The following is a 20,519-nucleotide window of genomic DNA, read 5'->3' as shown; positions in this document are numbered from 1 at the left end:
TCAGGCCCTGCGACTGCGGTTGAACCGGTCGGCAGCGACCGCCATCAAGATGATGGTGCCGATGACCACCTGGTGCCAGAACGTGTTGACGTTCAGCAGGTTGAGCGCGTTTCGCACGACCGCCATCAGGACCGCCCCGACTGCGGTGCCGACCAGCGTCGCGCGGCCGCCGGAGAGCCCGGTGCCACCGATCACGACGGCTGCGATGACGTCGAGCTCATAGCCCTGTCCCGCCTCCGGCATCGCTGCCTCGAGCCGCGAGGTGAGCATTATGCCGGCGCAGGACGACAGGACGCCAACCAGCACATAGACCATGATCTTGATGGTGTCGGTCGGAATCCCGACCAGACGAGCGGCGTCCGGGTTGCTGCCGATGGACAGCACGAAGCGGCCGAAACGGGTGTAGTAGAGCAGATAGTAAGCAGCCGCGAACACGACGACGGTCAGGATCACCGGGACCGGGATACCACCGAGATAGCCCTGACCGATCGATCGAAACGCCGGATCTGAAGCCCCCGTGATGGGGATACCCTGGGTGTAGACCATCACCACGCCGCGGCTGATGACCATGATCGCCATCGTCGCGATGAAGTCGGTGACACCGACCTTGGTAATCAAAAGCCCATTGACCAACCCGATTAACGCTCCCACGCCAAGACCGGCAAGACACGCAACCGAGATTGGATATGCGAGCACGACGAGGTTGGCGGTCGCAAGTCCCGTCAAGGCCAGAGTGGAGCCGACCGAAAGATCGATGCCTCGCATGCCAATGACGAAGGTCGCACCGAACGCTATGACGGCGATCGGAACGGCCTGACGCAGCACGTCCGTCAGGTTTCCGAAAGTGAAAAATCGCGGGGCGGCGAAACCAAGTGCGATCAGCAGGACAACGAAAGCGATGTAGACGCCCGCGTTGCCATTGGCACGCCCAAGCTTCAGAGTGAATCGTCGGCGCATGAGTGCAACTTCAGCCATTGATGACTCCCACTGGATGACGAGCTTCCGGCGGCCGGACGGAATGAAGCGCCAGCGTTTCTTCCCTCGACGTAGCCGCGTCCAGCAGGGCGGTGATGGCCCCTTCGAACATGACTGCCACGCGGTGGCACAGCCCGAGCAGTTCGGCGTTGTCGGCGGACACGATGATGACACTGCATCCGTCGTTGGCGGCCGCCTGGATGAGCGTATAGACCTCGGATTTGGCCCTCACATCGACGCCCCTGGTCGGCTCCTCGAGCAACAGGAGCCTGGGCTCAGTAAGGAGCCATCTGGCCAGCATAACTTTCTGCTGGTTTCCGCCGCTCAGTGACTCAATATCGGCATGCGCGCCGTCGCATTTAACGCCGAGCTTCGCGATGTAGTGTCCAGCGACATCCTTCTCCCTGGACGGAAGCAAGGTGACCTTGCCCAGGGCGCCAAGGTTGGCGATCGAGAGGTTCCAGGCCACCGAGTGCTGGGTGAAGATCCCTTCGGCCTTCCGCTCCGCCGGCAGGAAGGCAAAACGTTTCCGGATTGCGTCCGTTGTGTCCGCTATCCGGACGTCCCTGCCGTCGATTTTGATGGCGCCGCTATCGCATGGCCGCTGGCCAAAAAGGGCGCGAAGCAACGCGCTCTTGCCCGATCCCTCCAGTCCCGCGATACCGAAAATTTCACCCTTGGAGAGCGCGAACGAGATGTCCTCGAAGGCGCCTCTCTTCGACAGGCCGCGCACTTCCAGCGAGGGGTCGGACCTCGCAGGGACGCGGGGAGGAAACTGCTTTGAGAGAGCGCCGCCGATCATGGCGTTGACTACTTTGTCGACGTCGAGATCGGCGACCGGAAGGTCGGCGACGGTTCGGCCGTCGCGCAGGACCATGACGCGACTGCAGATCCCAAGAAGCTCCTTGATGCGGTGGGAAACATAGATGATCGCCTTGCCCGAGCCCTGCAGCCGCTTGATCGTGGCGATGAGCTTTTTCCGCTCGACTTCCTCGAGCGCCTCGGTCGGCTCGTCCATGATGATGATGTCGGCGTTGCTGCTGATGGCTTTCGCGATCTCGATCATCTGTCGGTCGGAAAGGGTCAGTTCGCGGACTGGGCGATCGATGGGAACGTCTGCGGCGAGATCGTCATGGAGAATACGACGCGCCTCGCTGCGCATACGCCCATGATCCAGCGGGGCGAGCGCGAAGTCCCGGTTGCGCAGCTCACGGCCGGCGAAGATGTTCTGGGCGGCGTCGAAGTCTGGGAACAGGCTGAGTTCCTGGTAGATGATGGCAATGCCCGCGTCTGCCCCCGCCTTGGGATTGTCGAGTTCGACCTCCCTGCCGCGGACCGAGATGGCACCTGAATCGCGCGAATAAGCGCCCGCCAGAATTTTCATGAGGCTGGATTTGCCCGCGCCGTTTTCGCCAACCAGACCGAGCACCTCGCCCGCGTTGAGCACAAGGTCGATGTCACGAAGCGCGACCGTGTTGCCGAAGCGCTTGCCGATCCCCTTCATTTCAAGCAGCGGACTCTGGATCATTTCGATCTCCTTGGCATACGCGGCCCTTAGAAAAGGGCCGCGACTGAGCGAGGCCGTGACGGCGTTACGTTTTCGGCTGCTGGACGTAGACGTAGTCGTTCTGGTCGAAGGTCTTTATGTTCTTGGCGTCATAGGTCTTTGGCGCGACGAAAATTTTCTTCGGCAGTGGATTGCCCTTCATCAGGAACTCGTCGACCGCGCGGATGATGTTGCGGCCCTCTTCCTTCGCACCCGTATCGACAGTCGCTGCAAAGTCGCCGGTCAGGATGGCATCATTTGCTTCCTTCATGTTTTCGTAGCCGACGATCGCGACCTTGCCGTTGAGACCCTTGGCCTTGAGAGCCTGCAGGCCGCCTAGCGCCATCTCGTCATAGAGCGCGACTAGGACCTCTATTTCGGGATGTGCGGTGAACATATTCTCAGTCACGCTGAGGCCCTGGGCGCGAACCCAGCCGGCGGGCTGCTCGGCGACGATCTTGAAGTTCGGGTGCTTGGAGATGATCTCGTTGAACCCCTTCATGCGCTGGCTGGTGTGCGGGCCAGGCAGGCCTTCGAGGATGCCGATCTTGACCTCCTTGTCACCGTAAGTGTCGACGAGCCACTGCGCCTGGGCACGGCCACCATCGCTCTGATCGTAGCCGATATCGCTGACATAATAGGGGTTGTCGGCTACCGGGGAGTTGAACAGGAAGATCGGAATGCCAGCTTCGGTCGCCCGACGGATGGATGGCAGCAAGGCGCCCTCGTTGTAGAGTGCCACGGCGATCGCGTCGACGCCGTCGTTAATCCAGGCTTCCATGGCTCTGATCTGGTCATCGGTTGCGGACTGGCTGCTCGGAGCCTGAACGAGAAGCTCGATCTGATCGGGTCCGCCGCGCTTGTCGATCTCCTCCTTCACGCCGGCCAGCACCCGCTGGTAATAGGTATCCATCGCGGTGGGCAGGAAGCCGACCTTGAGCGGGCGATTGTCCTTCTTGACGGGCTTCATTTCCTGCCCGGTCGGCTTGATGTCCTTGTCCATCAGAATGCCGGGGAACACGGCGTTGTAGTCTACTTGCCCGGCGAACGCGGGCTGCAGTGCGATGGCTGCCGCGATGGCGACGGCACCGGCCAATGTACGTTTCACTATGGTCACGAGATCCTCCCTGGTTGTGACAAGACAAGTCCTTGCCCGCGGGATCACTCCGCGGATGCATTCCAAAATCGACGTGGTCTGAGGCTCAGAGACCTGGCGCTATGGTGAAGACCATGCGGATCGGGCTGGAGCCGTAGTTAAGGCATTGATAGCTGACGCCGGCAGGCAGGAAAAAACCCTCCCTCTCGCGGATGTGGAACGTGTCGTCAGTCGCGGCGACATAGAAGGTCGCAGGACCGTTCAGCACGTAGAATACGGCATCGCCCTCGTGGCTAACCGGTTCGCTTGCCCTGGGGCCTATTCCGCCCACCGGGATGACGATTTCACCGGCATGCATGTAATCGTTGCTGACGCATAGCTCCATCAGTACAGGATGATCCTGGCCCCAAACGAGATTGAGGCGATTTTCCTTGGCAACCTTGACCAAATGGCCCTTGCGGCGGGCCTCGGCGCCATCGACTGGCCAGTTGCCGATCTTGTCGAGGCTCATCAGGAAGCCCTCCTCTCGGACTTGAACAGCCGTGTCGCTCCAGCATAACCGGTCGGCGGACCGCTCTCGTCCCAGATGCGTGGGGCAATGCAGAACAGGATCGCGGCCGCCTGGTCGGCGAAATTGTAGCCGCGGTGTGGAACCCCCTTGGGGATCAGTATGGAATCCCCGGGCGCCAGGCGTTCGGTCTGCCCGGTCTCCGGATTGAGGAGATGAATCACGCCCTCGAGGACGTAGTAGACTTCGTCTCCTGCATGGATGTCCGCAGGGTCAAAGTTGCTGCCCGGGGCCAGCTGATAGATCCCCGTGGTCATCTTGTCGGTGCTGGCGAGCAAATAGTTGAGGTCGCTCGAATAAGGTTTGTTGCCCGTATAAATGAACATCTTGAAGCGGTCCGTCGTCAGATGGAACGGCCGCTTCTCGCTCGGTGGGTGGGGAAAATTCCCAAAATAGCTCGGCAGTTTCGCCATTGTGGTCGCCTTAGGTTCGCAGTTCGGAGAGTAACGCCTTGAGGAGGCGCCAGGTGGCCGCCACCGTCGTGTGGTTCAGACGTTCGCGCGTTGTATGAACATCGAAGGCCTCCGGCCCGATCGAGAGCATGTCGATGTCCGGCACCTTCTTCCTGAAAAGACCGAGTTCGAGGCTCGAATGCGAAACCTCGACATGGGGCAGTTCGCCGAATTCCCTGGCATAGGCAGCGCGACCGGCAGCCAGCATGCGCGAGTTCGGATTGTACGGCCACTCCGGGCAATCAGCGAATGTTTCGACTGATGAACCGAGCCCGATGACCTCGGACAGTTCACGGATGCGGTCGACGATGTTGTAGCGACGCGAGCTGACCGCGCTCGGAATGGTGGACACGATCTCGATCCGCTCCTGGTCGCTGGACAGCAGAGCCACCGTGTTGGAGCTCTCCACCAGACTATCCACCACCAGGCTGCGGCTCTGCACGCCGTTCGGCAGCAGGTTCATTGCGCTGACCATTGCCCTTGCCACATCGGGCGCAAACACCGAGGTGGCGTCACTGTCAGTCTCGATCAGGCTCACCTTGAGGGTGGGGTCGCTAACCGAGTACTCTGCGGCCAGTGTCTTGCCCTCCGCCTCGATCGCGCCCTGCAGCGCCGCAAACTGAGCCGGATCGACGGAGATTAAGGCCTCTGACTCGCCAGGAATGACATAGCGATTGACGCCGCCGTTCACCTGAATGACGCCAAGTCCGGATTGCTTCATAGCCAACCGCAGCAGCCGTCCAAGCAGGACGATGGCGTTGGCGCGCTCCAGATGAATGTCGAACTCGGAATGCCCGCTGCTGAGGCCAGAAACACGAAGCACAGCCGCCTTCTGGCCGGCAAGGCGCTCCGTTAGTTTGAGCGGGATCTGAAAGCGAGCCGAGATGTCGCCCGCGCAGCCGGCGAACAAGGACTTCGGATCATGCCAGTTCATGTCCAGCAGACGCTTGCCAGACAGCTTGGCGCTATCAAGATACTGGGCGCCTCCCTTCCCTACTTCCTCCTGAACGGTCAGGACCACTTCGAGAGGTGGGTGCGCGATATCGTCGGAAGCAAGCAACGACATGGCAAATGCGACACCGACCGTATTGTCCGCACCCAGTGTCGTCCCGGTGCCATGGATAAAATCCCCGACAACCCTCAGCTTGATGCCTTCGTTCTGGAAGTCATGGTCGACCCCCTCATCGCTTTCGCACACGATGTCGGTGTGGCCGTGCAGAATGAGCGTGGGAGCGTTCTCATAGCCTGGGGTGCCCGGCTTTTTGATAACGAGGTTCCAGACGTCATCCTGATATACTTCGAGACCTCTTGCCCGAGCGAAGGCTGCGATATGATCGCTGACCTGCTTTTCGTTGAAGGACCCGCGCGGTATCGCGCTGATCTCCTCGAAGAACCCGAAGAATATCGCGGGCTCCAAACCCGACAGAACTGAATTGTTTTTTGAGCGCGCGACTATTCCAGCAGATACGTTCATCTGCCTATCCTCCCATGTGAATATCAGACAATATCTCAGCGTTCGCCGAATTATGTTCAGCGGCAGATAACGCTGTGATAGCTGCAATTCCTCCGTCTCAGCTCAGACGAACCGCTAAGGGCGCCTTTGCAATTGCAACATCATCTGTCTCTCTCGACATTTCAAACGCATTATTTGTCGAAATGGGTGAGAAAAATTCATCTAACGGCTAGGTGTCGTCGCGGCACCGGCCGCTGGCGCCGCTTGGTGTGCGCACCGCCTCATGTCTGCTGAAGCCAGCGCGGGAACTCGGCTTTCCAGTCGGGATGCCACCTCGACAGCGCCGGGCGGTTCTGAATCATATCTTCGGCTGCCCAGCGAATGCGCTTGGCGTCCAGCGCCGGCGTCACTGCATTGTCTGGACAGATGATGTAGAAGTCTTCGTTGTGGAACCGTTCGAGAAACAACTCCACGACCTGCTCGGCTGTCCATGGTTTCTTCGGGCTTCTGGTCGGACAGAGGGTTCAGACCGGAGAAGTTCATCGGCGTCCAGGTGTATCCGGGCGCCAGCAGATGAGCGGTCACCCTACCGTCCGTCGCCTTCAGGAGTTCGTGGGATAGTTGCTCAGTCAGAACCTTGATACCTGCCTTGGCTACAGAATAGGCGGCGTTCCCTGGCGGCGTCGTGATCCCTTCCTTCGATCCAAGGTTGACAAGCGCGGCAGGGCGATCGGCATCGATCATCCTGGGAACGAAAAGATGCTGGGCTTCGACAACGGCAAAGAAGTTCACGTCCATCTGCCGTCGCCAAAGCTTGCCGTCATCCCACGGGCCAGCTCGCTGAGCGATAGCTGCGTTGTTAATGAGCAACGCTACGTCTGCGAAGCGGTGATATACTTCATTGCATAGCTGCTCCACGGCAGACCGGTCCGCCACGTCGCCCACCATCGTGATGTGCTCCCCTTCGAGCGAAGACAACAAGTCGTCTAGGGCTCCAGCATCTTTGTCGAACAGGGCAAGCCGCATTCCCTCAGCGGCCAACCTTCGCGCTAACGCTGCTCCAATTCCCTTGGCTGAGCCGGTGACGACCGCGACTCTGCCGCGGGCGATGATCTGATCTGTTCGCTCGGCCATTTTTCCTCCGTTGGGTTTTAACGGCTCCAACACAGTCGGCGAATCGCGCGCGCAGCGTTGCCTGCTGATTGCTTGCGGCCTGAGAAGGGCACTACGAAATTGACTTGCATCAGGGCCTATTTTAATGCATACATTACCGAATGCAACGGCGTACTCATTGAAAATTTTGTCCATGGGAGGAACGAAATGAGCCTGGAGATCCGCAAACCAATTCGCAGCTTGGCGATGATCGCTGGGCTCGCGCTTAGCGCCGCCTATACGCCCAGTGCTTACGCGATCGACATTACGCAGCAAGTCAAGGAAATCGAAAGCAATCCCGCCCCCGGACCGAACGGCGAAAAGGCCACCCTCGCCAGCGACCTGAAGCTGACCCCTGAGGAGATCGAAAAGATAAAGGCGAAGAAGGCCACGGCTGCCATCGTCATGCACTACACGGCCTCGGATTGGGCCAAGGCTCAGATGGCTGGCCAGAAGAAGGCGCTCGATGAACTCGGCGTCAAGATCGTCGCCGTCACCGACGCCGGCTACCGTGCCGAGCAGCAGGTGGCCGACATCGAGAGCGTCATGGCGCTCAAGCCTGATATTATGATAACCGTACCTGCGGAGCAGTCGGCAACGGCCGCAGCCTACATGAAGGCTGCTGCAGCCGGGATCAAGATCGTCTTTCTCGACCAGGCGGGCGCCGGCATGAAGCCCGGCAAGGACTATGTCAGCCTGGTGTCGTCCGACAATCGCGGCATGGGGAAGGTCGCGGCCCTACTGATGGCGGAGGCGTTGGACGGCAAGGGCGAAATTGCGCTTATTCCGCACGCCTCCGATCTGTTCGCGACGGTCGAGCGCGTGGTCGGGTTCAAGGAAGCGATTAAGGCATTCCCCGATATCAAGGTAGTCGAGGAACAAGGCGTCGGTGGCCCCGACTTCTCTGGTGAGTCCGAGCGCATAGCTTCCGCGATGCTGACCGCGCACCCCAACCTGAACGGAATCTGGGCGGTATGGGACGTTCCAACGGAAGGCGTTTTGTCGGCTGCGCGGTCTGTCGGGGCGTCCACGAATCTTGTGATCACCACGTGCGACCTTGGCGTCAACATAGCGCTCGACATGGCCAAGAAGGGCTACGTCAAGGGCACCGGCTCGCAACGTCCGTTCGGCGCCGGATACGCGGAAGGCGTCCTGGCCGGTTACGCACTGCTTGCCAAGGAAGCTCCCCCCTACGTCGTGCTTCCAGCGCTCGCCGTTTCGCGTGAGAATCTGCTCAAGGCATGGCCTCTTTCCAATGGCGATCAGGCTCCCGAGATTCTCGTGAAGGCGATGAAATGAGGACCTGGGGAGCGGCGTTCGCCGCTCCCCACTTTAGCACAGCGATGGAAAGCGCTATGACCGACCCGAAGAAGGCGCATGATGATGTCGCGGCCGTCACCATGACCGACATCACGAAGTCCTACGGTGGTGTGCGGGCGCTGCGAGGTGTGAGCCTGACGATTCGGCCGGGCACCATTCATGCGCTGGTAGGCGAGAACGGCGCCGGCAAGAGCACCTTGCTCAAGATACTGCAAGGCGTGGTCACCCCCACCGATGGCTCGATCAAAATCTTTGGCGAGCCGATGTTGACCATTTCCCCGGAAAATTCGCGTCGCCTCGGAATCGAGATGATCTTCCAGGAGCTCAGCCTGATCCCCACGCTTTCGGTTGCGCAGAACATCTTCCTGAAGCGAGAGCCAAGGCGGTTCGGCATGTTGGTTGACCAACGCCGCGAGAACGAACTTGCAGCCTCGATCATCGGCGAGCTCAATCTGACGGTCGATCCGCATACGCCCGTTTCGGACCTAAGCCCGGGCCAGGCCCAGCTCACCGAAATCGCCAAGGCAATCTCCCAGAAAGCGCGCGTCCTGATACTCGACGAGCCGACATCATCGCTGAGCGCGCAGGAAGTGGACACGCTCTTTGGCATGCTGCGCAAATTGACGACCGTCGGCACGGCAATCATCTACGTGTCACACCGTATGACTGAAATCATGACGATTGCCGACGAGATCACGATCCTCAGGGACGGGCAGAACGTCACTAGCGGCAAGATGGCGGACTTCACGCTTGACCTTATCGTCCAGCATATGGTCGGCAAGCGTGTCACCGGCTTCGAATACCGCCCCCATCCCGTCGACAGGACGGGTCCACCGGCGCTCACAGTCCGGGACCTTTCGGGACCGCACGGAAAACCTGATCGCATCAGCTTCGACGTCCACAAGGGCGAGGTCTTGGGAATCGCGGGGCTCATGGGCGCGGGCCGCAGCGAGATGGCGCGCGTGTTGTTCGGCGTGGACGCCAAGACGGCAGGCACGATCGAGCTGGGCGGTAAGCCCCTGGAGTTGAGGTCCCCTTCTGACGCAATCGATGCCGGGATCGTGCTGATCCCGGAGAGCCGGCATGACGAAGGCTTGGTCGTCGAACACAGCGTCGGTCACAATCTCGGGCTTCCGCAAATCGGAAGTCTGGTCAAGGGGCCGTTCATCGACAGAAGGAAGGAAAGCGTGCTGACCTCGGACCTCATTGCGAGACTGAGGATCAAGACGCCGTCAGCGGAGAATCGGGTTCGGAACCTTTCGGGTGGCAATCAACAGAAGATCGTCATCGCGAAATGGCTTGCCACCGACCCGTCCGTGGTGATCCTGGATGAGCCGACCGCAGGTGTGGACATCGGATCGAAGGCCGAGATCGTCGAATTGATCCGTGGCATCGCAGCCGAGGGTAAGTCGGTCATCGTCATCTCATCGGAGCCGGCGGAACTGCTGGCGACAAGCGACCGCATATTGGTGCTGAGCAACGGCCGGCTGGCGCGAGAAATCGATCGTGAGGAGATCGACGGCTGGGCCACTGCCGTCGGTGACGAAGCGCAGTCGGCGCTGATCCGGACAGAACTGGGATTGCAGGTCGCGATACAGAAGGCTAGCCAAAATGTCCATTGACACCAAAGCCCTCAAAAAGGAGCTCCCGGCGGCGCAAACCCAGCCGTGGTACGGCAATTGGCGCGACTATGTCGTCTATATAGGGTTCGTTGCAATTTTTGTGGTGTTCGCCGTGTTGCTGCAGGAGCGAGGGTTCCTGTCGGCCAACAACCTGCTCAACATCCTGCGCCAGACGGCGATCGTTGCAATTATGGCGATGGCGATGTCATTCGTGCTTTCCGCCGGTGAAATCGATCTTTCCGTTGGCGCGATCGCCGGCCTGACTTCCGTTGTGGCCGGCATGGCGCTCATGCAGTACGGCATCGTAGCCGGCGTTGCCTCCGGGTTGGCGCTCGGGCTTCTCGTCGGCGCGGTGAATGGCGGGCTGACGGCCTATCTCAACATTCCCTCGTTTCTGGTGACGCTCGGCATGATGGGCATTGCCAGAGGCGTCGGCATGTGGGTCAGCGGCACCTCTCCGGTGCCGGTCGTCGACGACGCCTTCATCTTCGCCTTCGGGTCCGGCAACATCGGCCCGTTACCTGTGCTGGTGGTGTGGGTCGCCGTCCTCGGCGCGCTCGCTCACGTAGCGCTTCGCAAGACGCCGTTCGGACGTCAGGTCATGGCGGCTGGCGGCAATCCGATCGCGGCGCGCTATAGCGGCGTCAACGTCAGAAAGGTCAAGTTCCAGGTGCTGCTGCTGACCGGCCTGGCCGCCGCGATCGCCGGCATGCTCTATGCCGGCCGTCTGCAGTCCGGCAGGTTTCAGCTTGGAGAAGGTGACGAGCTCTCGGTCATTGCCGCGGTCGTCCTTGGCGACACCAGCCTTTTCGGCGGACGCGGGACCGTGATCGGATCGATCGTCGGAGCGCTGTTGATCGGCGTTATCAACAACGGCTTGATCCTTGCCGGACTGGAATACAGCCAACAGCTCATCGCCCGCGGGGTCCTGATCATCCTCGCGGTCGCCATCGGGCGCGGCCGGTAAGCGAGTGGCGCAACATCAGACGAGGATCTTGAAATGAGAGTTTTGGTAACAGGCGGCAGCGGCAAGCTTGGACGCGCGACGGTGAAGCATCTGCTTGATAATGGGCATGACGTCATCAATGCCGATACGATCGAGCCGCGGGAAAACCTCTGCCCCTTCATCAAAGTCAACTTTGAGGACATGCGGGCAACCCTTGAAGCCATTACCGGCTTTGACTGGGACCATAACCGCAAAACCGAAGCGGTCGTGCACCTTGCCGCTATCCCGATGCCGGGTAAGGTCGCGCCGGCCGAGGTCTTCAGGGTCAACACGGTCTCGACCTTCAATGTCTTCGAGGCCTGCCGCCTTCTTGGCATCAAGAACGTAGTGTGGGCGTCCAGCGAAACGCTGCTGGGCATTCCCTACACGATCAAGCCGGACTATTTCCCCGCCGACGAGAACTATGCTCCGCGTCCCGAAACCTCGTACTCGCTGTCCAAGCATCTAGGCGAGGAGATGGCCAAACAGTTCTGCCGCTGGGACAAGGACCTGAAAATCGTGTGCCTGCGCTTTTCCAACGTCATGGAAGAGAGCGAATACGCCGACTTCCCGGCGTTCGAAAAAAATCCGGGCGGGCGCCGGTTCAACCTGTGGACCTATATCGACGCCCGCGATGGCGCACAGGCAATCCGCAAATCTCTGGAATGGAGCGGTAAGGGAGCCGAGGTGTTCATTATCGCCAACCAGGACGGTGTCATGATGACGCCCAATGATGAGCTGGTCGAGCGCTTTTACCCAGGCGTACCCTTCAAGCGGCAGGTCGGGGATAACGAGACATTGCTGTCAATCGAAAAGGCAAAATCGGTGCTCGGGTACAACCCCGAACACAGCTGGCGCCGCTACGCCGGATCGTGAAGCGAACGAATAGGGAAAGAAATGGCCACTGCCACGAAACCGGAAGCCGCTCACCTGATCAAGGATGAGACGTTCGCCAAGACGATGACGACCACGGCATATCTGAAAATCCGCCGGTTGATTCTGGAGAACAAATGGTCGCCCGGTTTCCAGGCCACCGAGCAGGAGGTCGCAACAAGCCTGGGGATGAGCAGGACACCTGTTCGCGAAGCGCTGATGCGTCTTCAGCAGGAGGGACTGGTCTCCGTTGTTCCACGTCACGGCATGCGCGTCTTGCCGGTGTCGACGTCGGACATGAAGGAAATCTATGAAATCCTCACGTCGCTCGAAAGCACCGCCGCCGAGCTCGCGGCCGGCCGCGCGTTAACGGACAAGCAACTCAGCGGGCTGGAACGGGCAACCGCCGACATGGACAAGGCGCTCGCCGCCGACGACCTCGACCGCTGGGCGCAGGCCGACGCGCGGTTCCACGAACTGCTTCTGGATCTCGGCGGCAACCAAATGCTGAAGTCGGTGGTCATGAATTTCATCGACCGGGCTCACCGCGTGCGCATGCTGACCCTCAAAATGCGGCCGAAGCCGGTGAACTCGACCCGCGATCACGCTGAGCTCGTGAAGGCTATCCGGGCCGGTGATGTTGCGAACGCCGGACGCATCCACCGGGAACACAGGCAGCGGGCGGGGCGGGAGCTCCTCGATCTGCTTGATCGCTTTGGACTGAACCATCTCTGACTGGATCGAAAATGATGAAGAACCAGACGCTCACTATCGCCGTGCTTCCCGGCGACGGAATCGGCCGGGAGGTCATGCCCGCCTGCCTTGAACTCGTCGAGGCCGCCCTCGACCTCGTCGGCGCCCCGGCGCTAACGTTCCAAACATATCCGGCGGGGGCGCAGTATTATGCGGAGAGCGGCGAGGCGTTGCCGAGTGCAACGCTCGAGGCGTGTCGCAAGGCCGAGGCCATCCTGTTTGGAGCGATGGGCTGGCCCGACATTCGCTTTCCCGACGGCACCGAAATCATCCCGCAGCTCGATCTTCGTATGGAGCTCGGCCTGTTCGCCGGCGTGCGGCCGATTCGGTGGTTTCCCGGCTTGCCGCGGGTGCTGACCGACCCTCGGGCCGAAAACATCGATTTTGTCATCGTGCGCGAGCAGACGGAAGGTTTGTTTTATGCCCGTGGCCGCGGTGAAATCCGCGACGATGAGGAAGCCTATGACACCATGCAGATCACCCGGGCTGGTACAGAGCGCGTGGTGGAGTTTGCCTTCCAGATCGCCTCACAACGCAAGCGTCGCGGCAAGCCGGGAAATGTGACCTGCGTCGACAAAGCGAATGTGTTTCAATCGATGGCCTTCTTCCGCAAGGTCTTCAACGAAGTCGCGACGCGCCATCCGGACATGACGAGGGACCACGCCTATGTCGATGCCTTGGCGCTCAACATGGTCAAGAAGCCTTGGACCTTCGATGTGCTGGTAACCGAGAACATGTTCGGAGATATCCTCTCGGATTTGGCCGCGGGCCTGATCGGCGGCATGGGTATGGCGCCATCTGCTGACATTGGCGAAAATCACGGGCTTTTCCAGCCTGCCCATGGAACCGCGCCCGACATCGCGGGCAAGGGCTTCGCCAATCCCAGCGCCATGTTCCTCTCGGCGGCGATGATGCTGGATTGGCTCGCGGTTCGGCACGGCGAACAAAGCCTCGCCAATGCCGCAAGCCTAATCGAGGAAGCCGTTGAGCATACACTTTCGAGCAATCTCGCGGTTCCAATGGAATATGGTGGAAGCGCCAACTGCGCTGACATGACCCGCTCGGTAATTGATTCACTCAGGGCAGTCCGCAAGGAGGTGGCATGAGCGGTGAGAGCGCGGGAGGGTTGGTGGTTGCGGTGGAGTTGGTGGTCGGCGAGGAGCACATCAATGACTTCCAGGCGGCGATGATTGAAAACGCGGCGGCATCGCTCGGCGAAGAGCCAGGCTGCATCGTCTTCGACGTGTGCCAGGATCCGAAACGGCCAGGTCGCTTCTACCTTTACGAATTCTACCGCAGCCAGATCGACTTCGACATCCACCTCCAGTCAAGGCACTTTGCGCGCTTCAATGAGGCCACCACACCCTGGGTGCTGGAGAAGAGGGTTGAGACGTTCAACCGTGTTTTCCCGGTATGGCAAGGACAATAGCGATGGCCAACGACATCAAGGCTATTGTCTTCGACACCTTCGGCACCGTGGTCGACTGGCGCGGCTCGATCGTCGCCGACCTGTCTGCATGGGGTCGTAAAGAAGGTTTGACTGTCGACTGGGCCGACGTCGTTGATCGCTGGAGAGGCCGCTACGACCCGCAAAAGGCGCGCGTGCGGCGCGGTGAACTGCCGTGGACGAACCTCGACGAGTTGCATTTCGAGGCCCTGAACTCCGTATTTGAAGAGTTGGCGTTGCCCATTCTGGACGAGTCGAAGATGATGCACATCAACAAGGTCTGGCACAGGCTTAAGGGCTGGCCGGACGCGTCGGGCGGGCTTCATCGCCTGAAGCGGAAATTCATCATCGGTCCGCTGTCGAACGCCAATGTCGCTATTCTGGTCAATATGGCCAAGGGTGCCGATCTGCCTTGGGACGCGATCTTCTCCTGCGAGCTCTTCCGGCACTACAAGCCCGACCCCGAGACGTATGAGGGTGTATGTAGAATGCTCTATCTTGAGCCTGCCGCCGTGATGATGTGCGCGGCACACAATTACGACCTCGCCGCCGCCCGCAACGTTGGCCTCAAGACTGCGTTCATCCTGCGGCCGACCGAGCATGGGCCTGGCCAAGTCACCGATCTGGAAGCCGAGCAGGACTGGGATTTCGTCGCCAACGATCTCGAGCATCTGGCGCAACAACTGGGATGCTAGCAAAGGTGATGACGATGCAAACCTACAAGATGTTCATTGACGGCAAATGGGAAGCCGCAGCCGATGGCGAGACTTTCGCTTCCTACAATCCTTTCACCGCCGAAGCCTGGGCGGCCATTCCAAAGGGAAAAAAGCCGGATGCGGAGCGGGCGATCAATGCTGCGCACAAGGCGTTCACAAGCGGCCCGTGGCCAAAGCTGACGGCGAGCGAGCGCGGGCATCTTTTGCGGCGGCTCGGCGATCTGATCGCCGAAAACGCCGAGCGGCTGGCGAAGATCGAAGTGATCGATAACGGCAAACTTATCAACGAGATGCTGTTCCAGCTGAAGTACATCCCACAATGGTATCACTATTTCGGTGGCCTCGCGGACAAGATCGAAGGTGCGGTGATCCCGATCGATAAGCCCGAGACCTTCAACTACACGAGGCACGAGCCGCTGGGCGTCTGCGTCGGCATCACGGCCTGGAACTCACCGCTTCTTCTTTTGTCCTACAAGCTGGCCCCCGCCCTGACAGCAGGCAATACATTCATCGCCAAGCCCTCGGAATTCACCTCAGCCTCGACCCTTGAACTCGCCAAGCTCGTCGAACAAGCCGGTTTCCCGCCCGGTGTTTTCAACGTCGTCACAGGCTTCGGTGCCGATGTCGGCGAGACACTGACAACCCACGAGCATGTCGCCAAAATCGCCTTCACCGGCAGCGAGGCCACCGGCCGCAAGATTGGCGAGGCGGCCGCACGCAGTTTTAAGAAGGTCACCCTGGAACTTGGCGGCAAGAGTCCGCACATCGTCTTTGCTGACGCCGAGATCGACAACGCGGTCAACGGCGTCATTTCCGGCATATTTGCAGCCACGGGCCAAACCTGCATTGCCGGTTCGCGTCTGCTCATCGAGCGCAAGATCCACGACCAGTTCCTTGAAAAGGTGATCGCCCTGGCAAAAACCGCGCGCATGGGTGATCCGCTCTCGACTTCCACGCAGGTTGGTCCAGTGACGACGCCGCCGCAACTGGAGAAGATCCTCGGCTATATCGACGTCGCCAGACAAGAAGGTGCGGAATGCGTCCTGGGCGGCGCACGGCCGACCAACCCAGAGTTTTCCAAGGGCTGGTTCGTCGAGCCTACCATTTTCTCGTCGGTGCGAAACGACATGCGCATTGCCCAGGAAGAGGTCTTCGGTCCCGTGCTGGCGGTCATTCCATTCGACACCGACGAGGAAGCCATCCAGATCGCCAATGACAGCCGTTACGGGCTCGCCGCCGGGTTCTGGACGCAGGACATGCGACGCATTCTGCGCGTCTCGGCGGCCATCCAGGCAGGTACGGTCTGGGTCAACACCTATCGAACGATCAGCTACATGTCGCCGCTGGGTGGCTACAAGCACTCCGGCATCGGCCGCGAAAATGGGCTGGCTTCGATCCAGAACTACCTGCAGACCAAGAGCGTCATGATCTCCACGGCCAGCAGTGTCGCCAATCCCTTCATCATGAGGTGAGGCGATGGCGGCGCCGAAACTCGCCGTCGGCTGCGTCGCTGACGATTTCACCGGAGCAACAGACGTCGCTGGCATCTTTGCCAAAAGCGGTATGAAGACCACGGTCATGATTGGCACCCCGCCCGACCGGCAGGAGGTCGGCGCGGACGCCATCGTCGTGGCGCTCAAGACGAGGACCATCGAACCGGGGGAGGCCGTCAGCCAGTCGCTGCAGGCGCTTCGCTGGCTTCGGCGCCGCGGAGCATCGAAGTTCTTTTTCAAGTACTGCTCGACCTTCGATTCCACCGACGCGGGCAATATCGGTCCGGTGCTTGACGCCATGTTGGAGGAGCTAGGCAGTGATTTCACGATCGCCTGTCCCGCCTTTCCTGCGAACGCCCGCACCGTCTACAAGAGCAACCTCTTCGTCGGTGATCTGCCCTTGAGCGAAACGGGGATGCGCAACCATCCGCTTACGCCGATGACGGATTCCAATCTCGTCCGGCTCCTTGCTCCGCAGACCAAGCGCAAGATAGTCGCGTGCTATCACGAGACGGTAAAAGGTGGCGTTGATGCGATACGGACCTGGTCCGCGCAGGCACGCGCGGAGGGTGCCGGGATAGGCATCATCGATGCGATCGACGATATCGACCTGGAGAGTATCGCCCGGGCATTCGCCGAGGCTCCGCTTCTGACTGGCGCCTCAGGCCTTGCCTATGGGCTGGCGCGGTCGATGTTCATGGAAAGGCCAACGTCAATTTACCCTCGCGAAGGTAACCGCGCTCGCACAAGAGCTCGCGCCGTGATCTCGGGGAGTTGCTCGACTGCGACCAACGGCCAAGTCGAACGGATGCTTCAGGACCATGAGGGCTACCGGATAGACATCGGCAAGCTGGCGAATGGCCAGGACGTGGTGGCCGATGCGCTCAGTTGGGCCAAGGACCGCGTAGGAGACAAGCCAGTGCTCTTCTATGCAACCGCAGCTCCTGAGGAGGTGAAAGCCAACCAGGCGAAATACGGCGCGACGCAAGCCGGCGAAATGGTGGAGGCGGCGCTGGCGCGGATCGCAAAGGAGTTGGTTGACGGAGGCGTCTCGCAAATGATCGTGGCAGGCGGTGAAACCTCCGGTGCGGTCGTGAAGTCGCTTGGCATCAACCAGCTCGACATCGGCAACGAGATTGCGCCGGGCGTTCCATGGGTCAGCGCACCGTCCAGCGCGGGGCCGATTTCCCTGGCGCTGAAGTCGGGGAATTTTGGCGGCAAAGATTTCTTCATCGATGCCTGGAGCAAAATCTGATGACGGCGACCCTTTCAGAAGAGACAAACACACGGGATCAAATCGCGCGGATCGGCAAGTCAATTTTCGACCGGGGCCTCACATTCGGATCAACCGGAAACATGAGCGTGAAACTGTCGGATGGGCGGATGCTGATGACGCCGACCAATGCTTCGCTTGGAAATCTCGACCCCGAGCGGCTTTCGTTGTTTTCGGCCGAGGGCGTGCATATTGGAGGCGACAAGCCGACCAAGGAAGCCTTCCTGCATCAATGTATGTACTGCGCTCGCCCGCACGGCCGCGCCGTTGTGCATCTTCACTCGACCTACTCGGTAGCCGTCAGCATCCTTAAGGGCGTTGATGAGAGAGACGTGTTGCCGCCGCTCACCGCCTACTATGTCATGCGGGTCGGCCGCCTGCCGCTTGTCCCCTATTTTCGCCCGGGCGATCAGAAACTGGCAGAGGCGGTGCAAGAGGCCGCGAAGGACAGCAACGCCGTCCTGATGGCGAACCACGGTCCGGTCATCGCGGCAAAGTCGCTCGAGGAGGCGCAATATGCTACCGAAGAACTCGAGGAGACCGCCAAGCTGTTCCTCATGCTCCACGGGCGCGAGTTGCGCCCGCTTACTCCCGAGCAGCGAAACGAGTTGGCGGGCGGCAACTGAGGCGCCCTAAAGGATGCCGTGCCCGACAACAATTGTTGCGATCTCTGTCTGGTGTTGCCATCGGTGCAAGGAAGGCCGTCAGGCTTAGCGGGGCGCTAAATTGTACTTGGCGTCAACCTCGTTGATCGCCTTGACGTTACCTGCCGAACGGCCGTTCTCATCGAAGCTGTGCGCGAGGAAGGCGTCGGCAATCGATTTAGCAAGCTCCGGGCCAATGACACGCGATCCCATGGTGATGATTTGCGCGTTGTTCGAGAGCGCGGCGCGCTCTGCCGAATAGGTGTCGTGCGTCAGGGCGGCGCGAATGCCTGGCACCTTGTTGGCCGCGATGCAGACGCCGATACCGGTGCCGCAAACAAGGATGGCACGGTCATATTCGCCCTTGAGCACGGCTGAGCCGACGCGGTCCGAAAGGTTGGCATAAAAGGCCTCGGGGCCGGCGTCGGTACGAGAGACCTCCTTCACATCGTGCCGATCCTTCAGGTGGTCGGCGAGAACCTTGGCGAGCCCCTCGCCCGCACTGTCTCCTGCAACAGCGATTTTCATGTTCGTCTCCTTTTCAGATTTTGGCGGCGCAGCGCGCCAGGATGTCGAGGTAGCCCTCGACCTTCCAGGCCGAGCGACCAATGAAGAGCCCGTCGACGTCGGGGCAGGTTATCAGTTCCTCGCAATTGCCGGGATTGACCGAGCCGCCATAGAGGCAGGGGATGCGACGCCCGAGGATCTCGTGGGCGAACCTGGCGATTTCGGCATGACGGGCGTTGGCATACTCAGCCGTTGCAGGGATGCCACGTTCACCGATCGCCCAGACAGGCTCGTAGGCGAGAAGGATCGGAGCCCCTCGCTGGCCGGCAGCCAGCTTGCCGAGCGCGCCGCGCACCTGCGTTGCCAGGACTTGGCTCGCCCAACCGCTTTCGCGGTCCGCAAGCGTCTCGCCGATACAGATCAGCGGCACGAGGCCGTGGCGGACGGCGGCCTCCGTCTTGAGGCCAACGGTTTCATCGGTTTCCCCAAAATGCTCGCGGCGCTCCGAATGGCCAAGCTCAACGATATCGAGATCGCAGTCCTTCAGCATCACCGGCGACACTTCCCCGGTCCAGGCGCCTTCATCATCCCAATGCATGTTCTGTGCACCGACCTTGACCGAAGTGCCTTTGAGCATCCTCTTGACTTCACGGACGGCGGTGAATGGCGGGATGACGAAACGCTGGAGGCGGTCATGCCGGCCGGACTCGGCGCGGCACAAGCCATCGGCGAACTCGCGGGCTTCCTCCAGGGTCTTGTTCATTTTCCAGCTGGTGCCGACCCAAAACTGCTTGTTCCCGGTCATTGTGTTGCCTCTGCGGTAGCGATCCTGACGACGGTTTGTCCACCTTCGAGCTCGACTGCCGTTTGGTGTGGCAACGGTTTGTCGGAGATGATCGTGCTGAAATCATTGAGATCGGCGAGTACATGCAACGCCGTGTGGCCGAAGCGTCGGCTATTGACCAGGAGGCAGCTTTGTCTGCTCGAGGCGATCATGGCGCGCTTGCTGCGCACGACGGTCTCGTCCATGTGATAGGCGAGGCGGCCCGACGCGGCAGGCGCCGAAACAAAGGCAATGTCGGCACGCAGGCGCGAAAGCGCCTCCTCGGTGACAATCCCAAAATAGGCGTTGAACTTGGAGGAATAGACCCCGCCTACAGCGATCAGCGTGGCGCCGCTCTCGCCCTTGTTGCGATCAATGATCGCTGCATTGTTGGTGATGATCGTAATTGCCCTTTTTCTTGCCAGCACGTCGCCGAGCATCGCCGCCATTGACCCGTCGTTGATCATGACGGTCATGCCTGGCTCGACGAGCTCGGCCGCCGCGGCCGCAATCGACCGCTTCACATCGGCTTCCTGCAGCTCACGGAAGCGGAAATCGCTCTCGAACTGGGTTCCTGGTTCGATCGTCGCGCCACCGCGCACTTTGCGCAGCACACCGGCTCGCACGAGGTCGTCAAGGTCGCGGTGTATGGTCATCTTCGAGACCGCGAACCGAGTGGCGAGATCATCAAGCTCAACCGCGCGGCTGGCAACGAGAAGATCGATGATTTCCTGCCTGCGCTCTTCTCGTCTCACGATCATCTCCATTGCTGCGTCGCCGGCTGCCGGACGAGCTCCGACACGTGGCATGAGGCGCTTCGC

General features: G+C 60.4%; 21 protein-coding genes. 11 read left to right on the top strand and 10 right to left on the bottom strand.

Annotated elements, in window-relative coordinates; all coding sequences use genetic code 11:
- From AC0ZT5_RS32935 to AC0ZT5_RS32905, 7 genes are all read right to left on the bottom strand, one after another.
- Window positions 1-975, bottom strand: a complete 975-nt coding sequence (locus AC0ZT5_RS32935; protein WP_488499830.1) for an ABC transporter permease — start codon at window positions 973-975, stop codon at window positions 1-3.
- Complete coding sequence (locus AC0ZT5_RS32930; RefSeq protein WP_488499829.1) at window positions 968-2,479, bottom strand: sugar ABC transporter ATP-binding protein; 1,512 nt, start codon at window positions 2,477-2,479, stop codon at window positions 968-970. The genes AC0ZT5_RS32935 and AC0ZT5_RS32930 overlap by 8 nt, the downstream gene beginning before the upstream one ends.
- 88 nt (window positions 2,480-2,567) lie before the next feature.
- Entirely contained in the window at window positions 2,568-3,638 is a 1,071-nt protein-coding gene (locus AC0ZT5_RS32925) for a sugar ABC transporter substrate-binding protein (RefSeq protein ID WP_488499828.1), read from the bottom strand.
- Window positions 3,639-3,723: 85 nt separating this feature from the next.
- Window positions 3,724-4,128 (bottom strand): cupin domain-containing protein, encoded by a 405-nt coding sequence (locus tag AC0ZT5_RS32920; RefSeq protein ID WP_488499827.1) that lies wholly within the window; start codon window positions 4,126-4,128, stop codon window positions 3,724-3,726.
- On the bottom strand, window positions 4,128-4,598 hold the full coding sequence (locus AC0ZT5_RS32915; protein WP_488499826.1) for a cupin domain-containing protein: 471 nt from the start codon (window positions 4,596-4,598) through the stop codon (window positions 4,128-4,130). Before AC0ZT5_RS32915 ends, AC0ZT5_RS32920 begins: the two co-directional genes overlap by 1 nt.
- Before the next feature lie 10 nt (window positions 4,599-4,608).
- The gene (locus tag AC0ZT5_RS32910) at window positions 4,609-6,111 is read right to left on the bottom strand and encodes an aminoacyl-histidine dipeptidase (RefSeq protein WP_488499825.1); all 1,503 of its coding nucleotides are present in this window, start codon (window positions 6,109-6,111) and stop codon (window positions 4,609-4,611) included.
- A gap of 201 nt (window positions 6,112-6,312) precedes the next feature.
- Entirely contained in the window at window positions 6,313-7,224 is a 912-nt protein-coding gene (locus tag AC0ZT5_RS32905; RefSeq protein WP_488499824.1) for an SDR family NAD(P)-dependent oxidoreductase, read from the bottom strand.
- A 186-nt stretch (window positions 7,225-7,410) separates the two neighbouring features.
- Between AC0ZT5_RS32905 and AC0ZT5_RS32900 the strand changes: the two genes are divergently transcribed.
- Genes AC0ZT5_RS32900 through otnC form a run of 11 tightly spaced genes read left to right on the top strand, consistent with a single transcriptional unit; the run spans window position 7,411 to window position 18,350 of the window.
- A complete protein-coding gene (locus AC0ZT5_RS32900) occupies window positions 7,411-8,541 on the top strand; it encodes a substrate-binding domain-containing protein (RefSeq protein WP_488480650.1) in 1,131 nt (376 codons plus the stop codon).
- A 56-nt stretch (window positions 8,542-8,597) separates the two neighbouring features.
- Window positions 8,598-10,184 carry a sugar ABC transporter ATP-binding protein gene (locus AC0ZT5_RS32895; protein WP_488499823.1) on the top strand — a complete coding sequence of 529 codons (1,587 nt, stop codon included), beginning with the start codon at window positions 8,598-8,600 and terminating at the stop codon, window positions 10,182-10,184.
- Window positions 10,174-11,151: an ABC transporter permease gene (locus tag AC0ZT5_RS32890; RefSeq protein WP_488499822.1), complete on the top strand. Its 978-nt coding sequence runs from the start codon at window positions 10,174-10,176 to the stop codon at window positions 11,149-11,151. Before AC0ZT5_RS32895 ends, AC0ZT5_RS32890 begins: the two co-directional genes overlap by 11 nt.
- 33 nt (window positions 11,152-11,184) lie before the next feature.
- Window positions 11,185-12,045, top strand: a complete 861-nt coding sequence (locus tag AC0ZT5_RS32885) for an NAD-dependent epimerase/dehydratase family protein (protein WP_488499821.1) — start codon at window positions 11,185-11,187, stop codon at window positions 12,043-12,045.
- A 21-nt stretch (window positions 12,046-12,066) separates the two neighbouring features.
- Window positions 12,067-12,777, top strand: a complete 711-nt coding sequence (locus AC0ZT5_RS32880) for a GntR family transcriptional regulator (RefSeq protein ID WP_488499820.1) — start codon at window positions 12,067-12,069, stop codon at window positions 12,775-12,777.
- 11 nt (window positions 12,778-12,788) lie between these two features.
- Window positions 12,789-13,901: an isocitrate/isopropylmalate dehydrogenase family protein gene (locus AC0ZT5_RS32875; RefSeq protein WP_488499819.1), complete on the top strand. Its 1,113-nt coding sequence runs from the start codon at window positions 12,789-12,791 to the stop codon at window positions 13,899-13,901.
- Window positions 13,898-14,224: a putative quinol monooxygenase gene (locus AC0ZT5_RS32870; RefSeq protein WP_488499818.1), complete on the top strand. Its 327-nt coding sequence runs from the start codon at window positions 13,898-13,900 to the stop codon at window positions 14,222-14,224. Before AC0ZT5_RS32875 ends, AC0ZT5_RS32870 begins: the two co-directional genes overlap by 4 nt.
- 2 nt (window positions 14,225-14,226) lie before the next feature.
- Window positions 14,227-14,937: a haloacid dehalogenase type II gene (locus AC0ZT5_RS32865; protein WP_488499817.1), complete on the top strand. Its 711-nt coding sequence runs from the start codon at window positions 14,227-14,229 to the stop codon at window positions 14,935-14,937.
- Window positions 14,938-14,951: 14 nt separating this feature from the next.
- Window positions 14,952-16,430: an aldehyde dehydrogenase gene (locus AC0ZT5_RS32860; protein ID WP_488499816.1), complete on the top strand. Its 1,479-nt coding sequence runs from the start codon at window positions 14,952-14,954 to the stop codon at window positions 16,428-16,430.
- Window positions 16,431-16,434: 4 nt separating this feature from the next.
- The gene (otnK, locus tag AC0ZT5_RS32855; protein WP_488499815.1) at window positions 16,435-17,706 is read left to right on the top strand and encodes a 3-oxo-tetronate kinase; all 1,272 of its coding nucleotides are present in this window, start codon (window positions 16,435-16,437) and stop codon (window positions 17,704-17,706) included.
- Window positions 17,706-18,350, top strand: a complete 645-nt coding sequence (gene otnC / locus AC0ZT5_RS32850) for a 3-oxo-tetronate 4-phosphate decarboxylase (RefSeq protein ID WP_488499814.1) — start codon at window positions 17,706-17,708, stop codon at window positions 18,348-18,350. Before otnK ends, otnC begins: the two co-directional genes overlap by 1 nt.
- Before the next feature lie 84 nt (window positions 18,351-18,434).
- On the opposite strand, the gene derI is transcribed toward otnC, so the two are convergent.
- The 3 genes from derI to AC0ZT5_RS32835 are packed head-to-tail and all read right to left on the bottom strand — an operon-like array spanning window position 18,435 to window position 20,453.
- Window positions 18,435-18,896 (bottom strand): D-erythrulose-4-phosphate isomerase, encoded by a 462-nt coding sequence (gene derI / locus AC0ZT5_RS32845; RefSeq protein ID WP_488499813.1) that lies wholly within the window; start codon window positions 18,894-18,896, stop codon window positions 18,435-18,437.
- A 13-nt stretch (window positions 18,897-18,909) separates the two neighbouring features.
- Entirely contained in the window at window positions 18,910-19,680 is a 771-nt protein-coding gene (locus AC0ZT5_RS32840; RefSeq protein WP_488499812.1) for a triose-phosphate isomerase, read from the bottom strand.
- Window positions 19,677-20,453 (bottom strand): DeoR/GlpR family DNA-binding transcription regulator, encoded by a 777-nt coding sequence (locus tag AC0ZT5_RS32835; protein WP_488499811.1) that lies wholly within the window; start codon window positions 20,451-20,453, stop codon window positions 19,677-19,679. Before AC0ZT5_RS32835 ends, AC0ZT5_RS32840 begins: the two co-directional genes overlap by 4 nt.
- Window positions 20,454-20,519 lie beyond the last annotated feature (66 nt).

The organism is Mesorhizobium sp. CNPSo 4670 (assembly GCF_057784235.1).
This window is presented reverse-complemented; position numbering and strand designations above follow the sequence as displayed.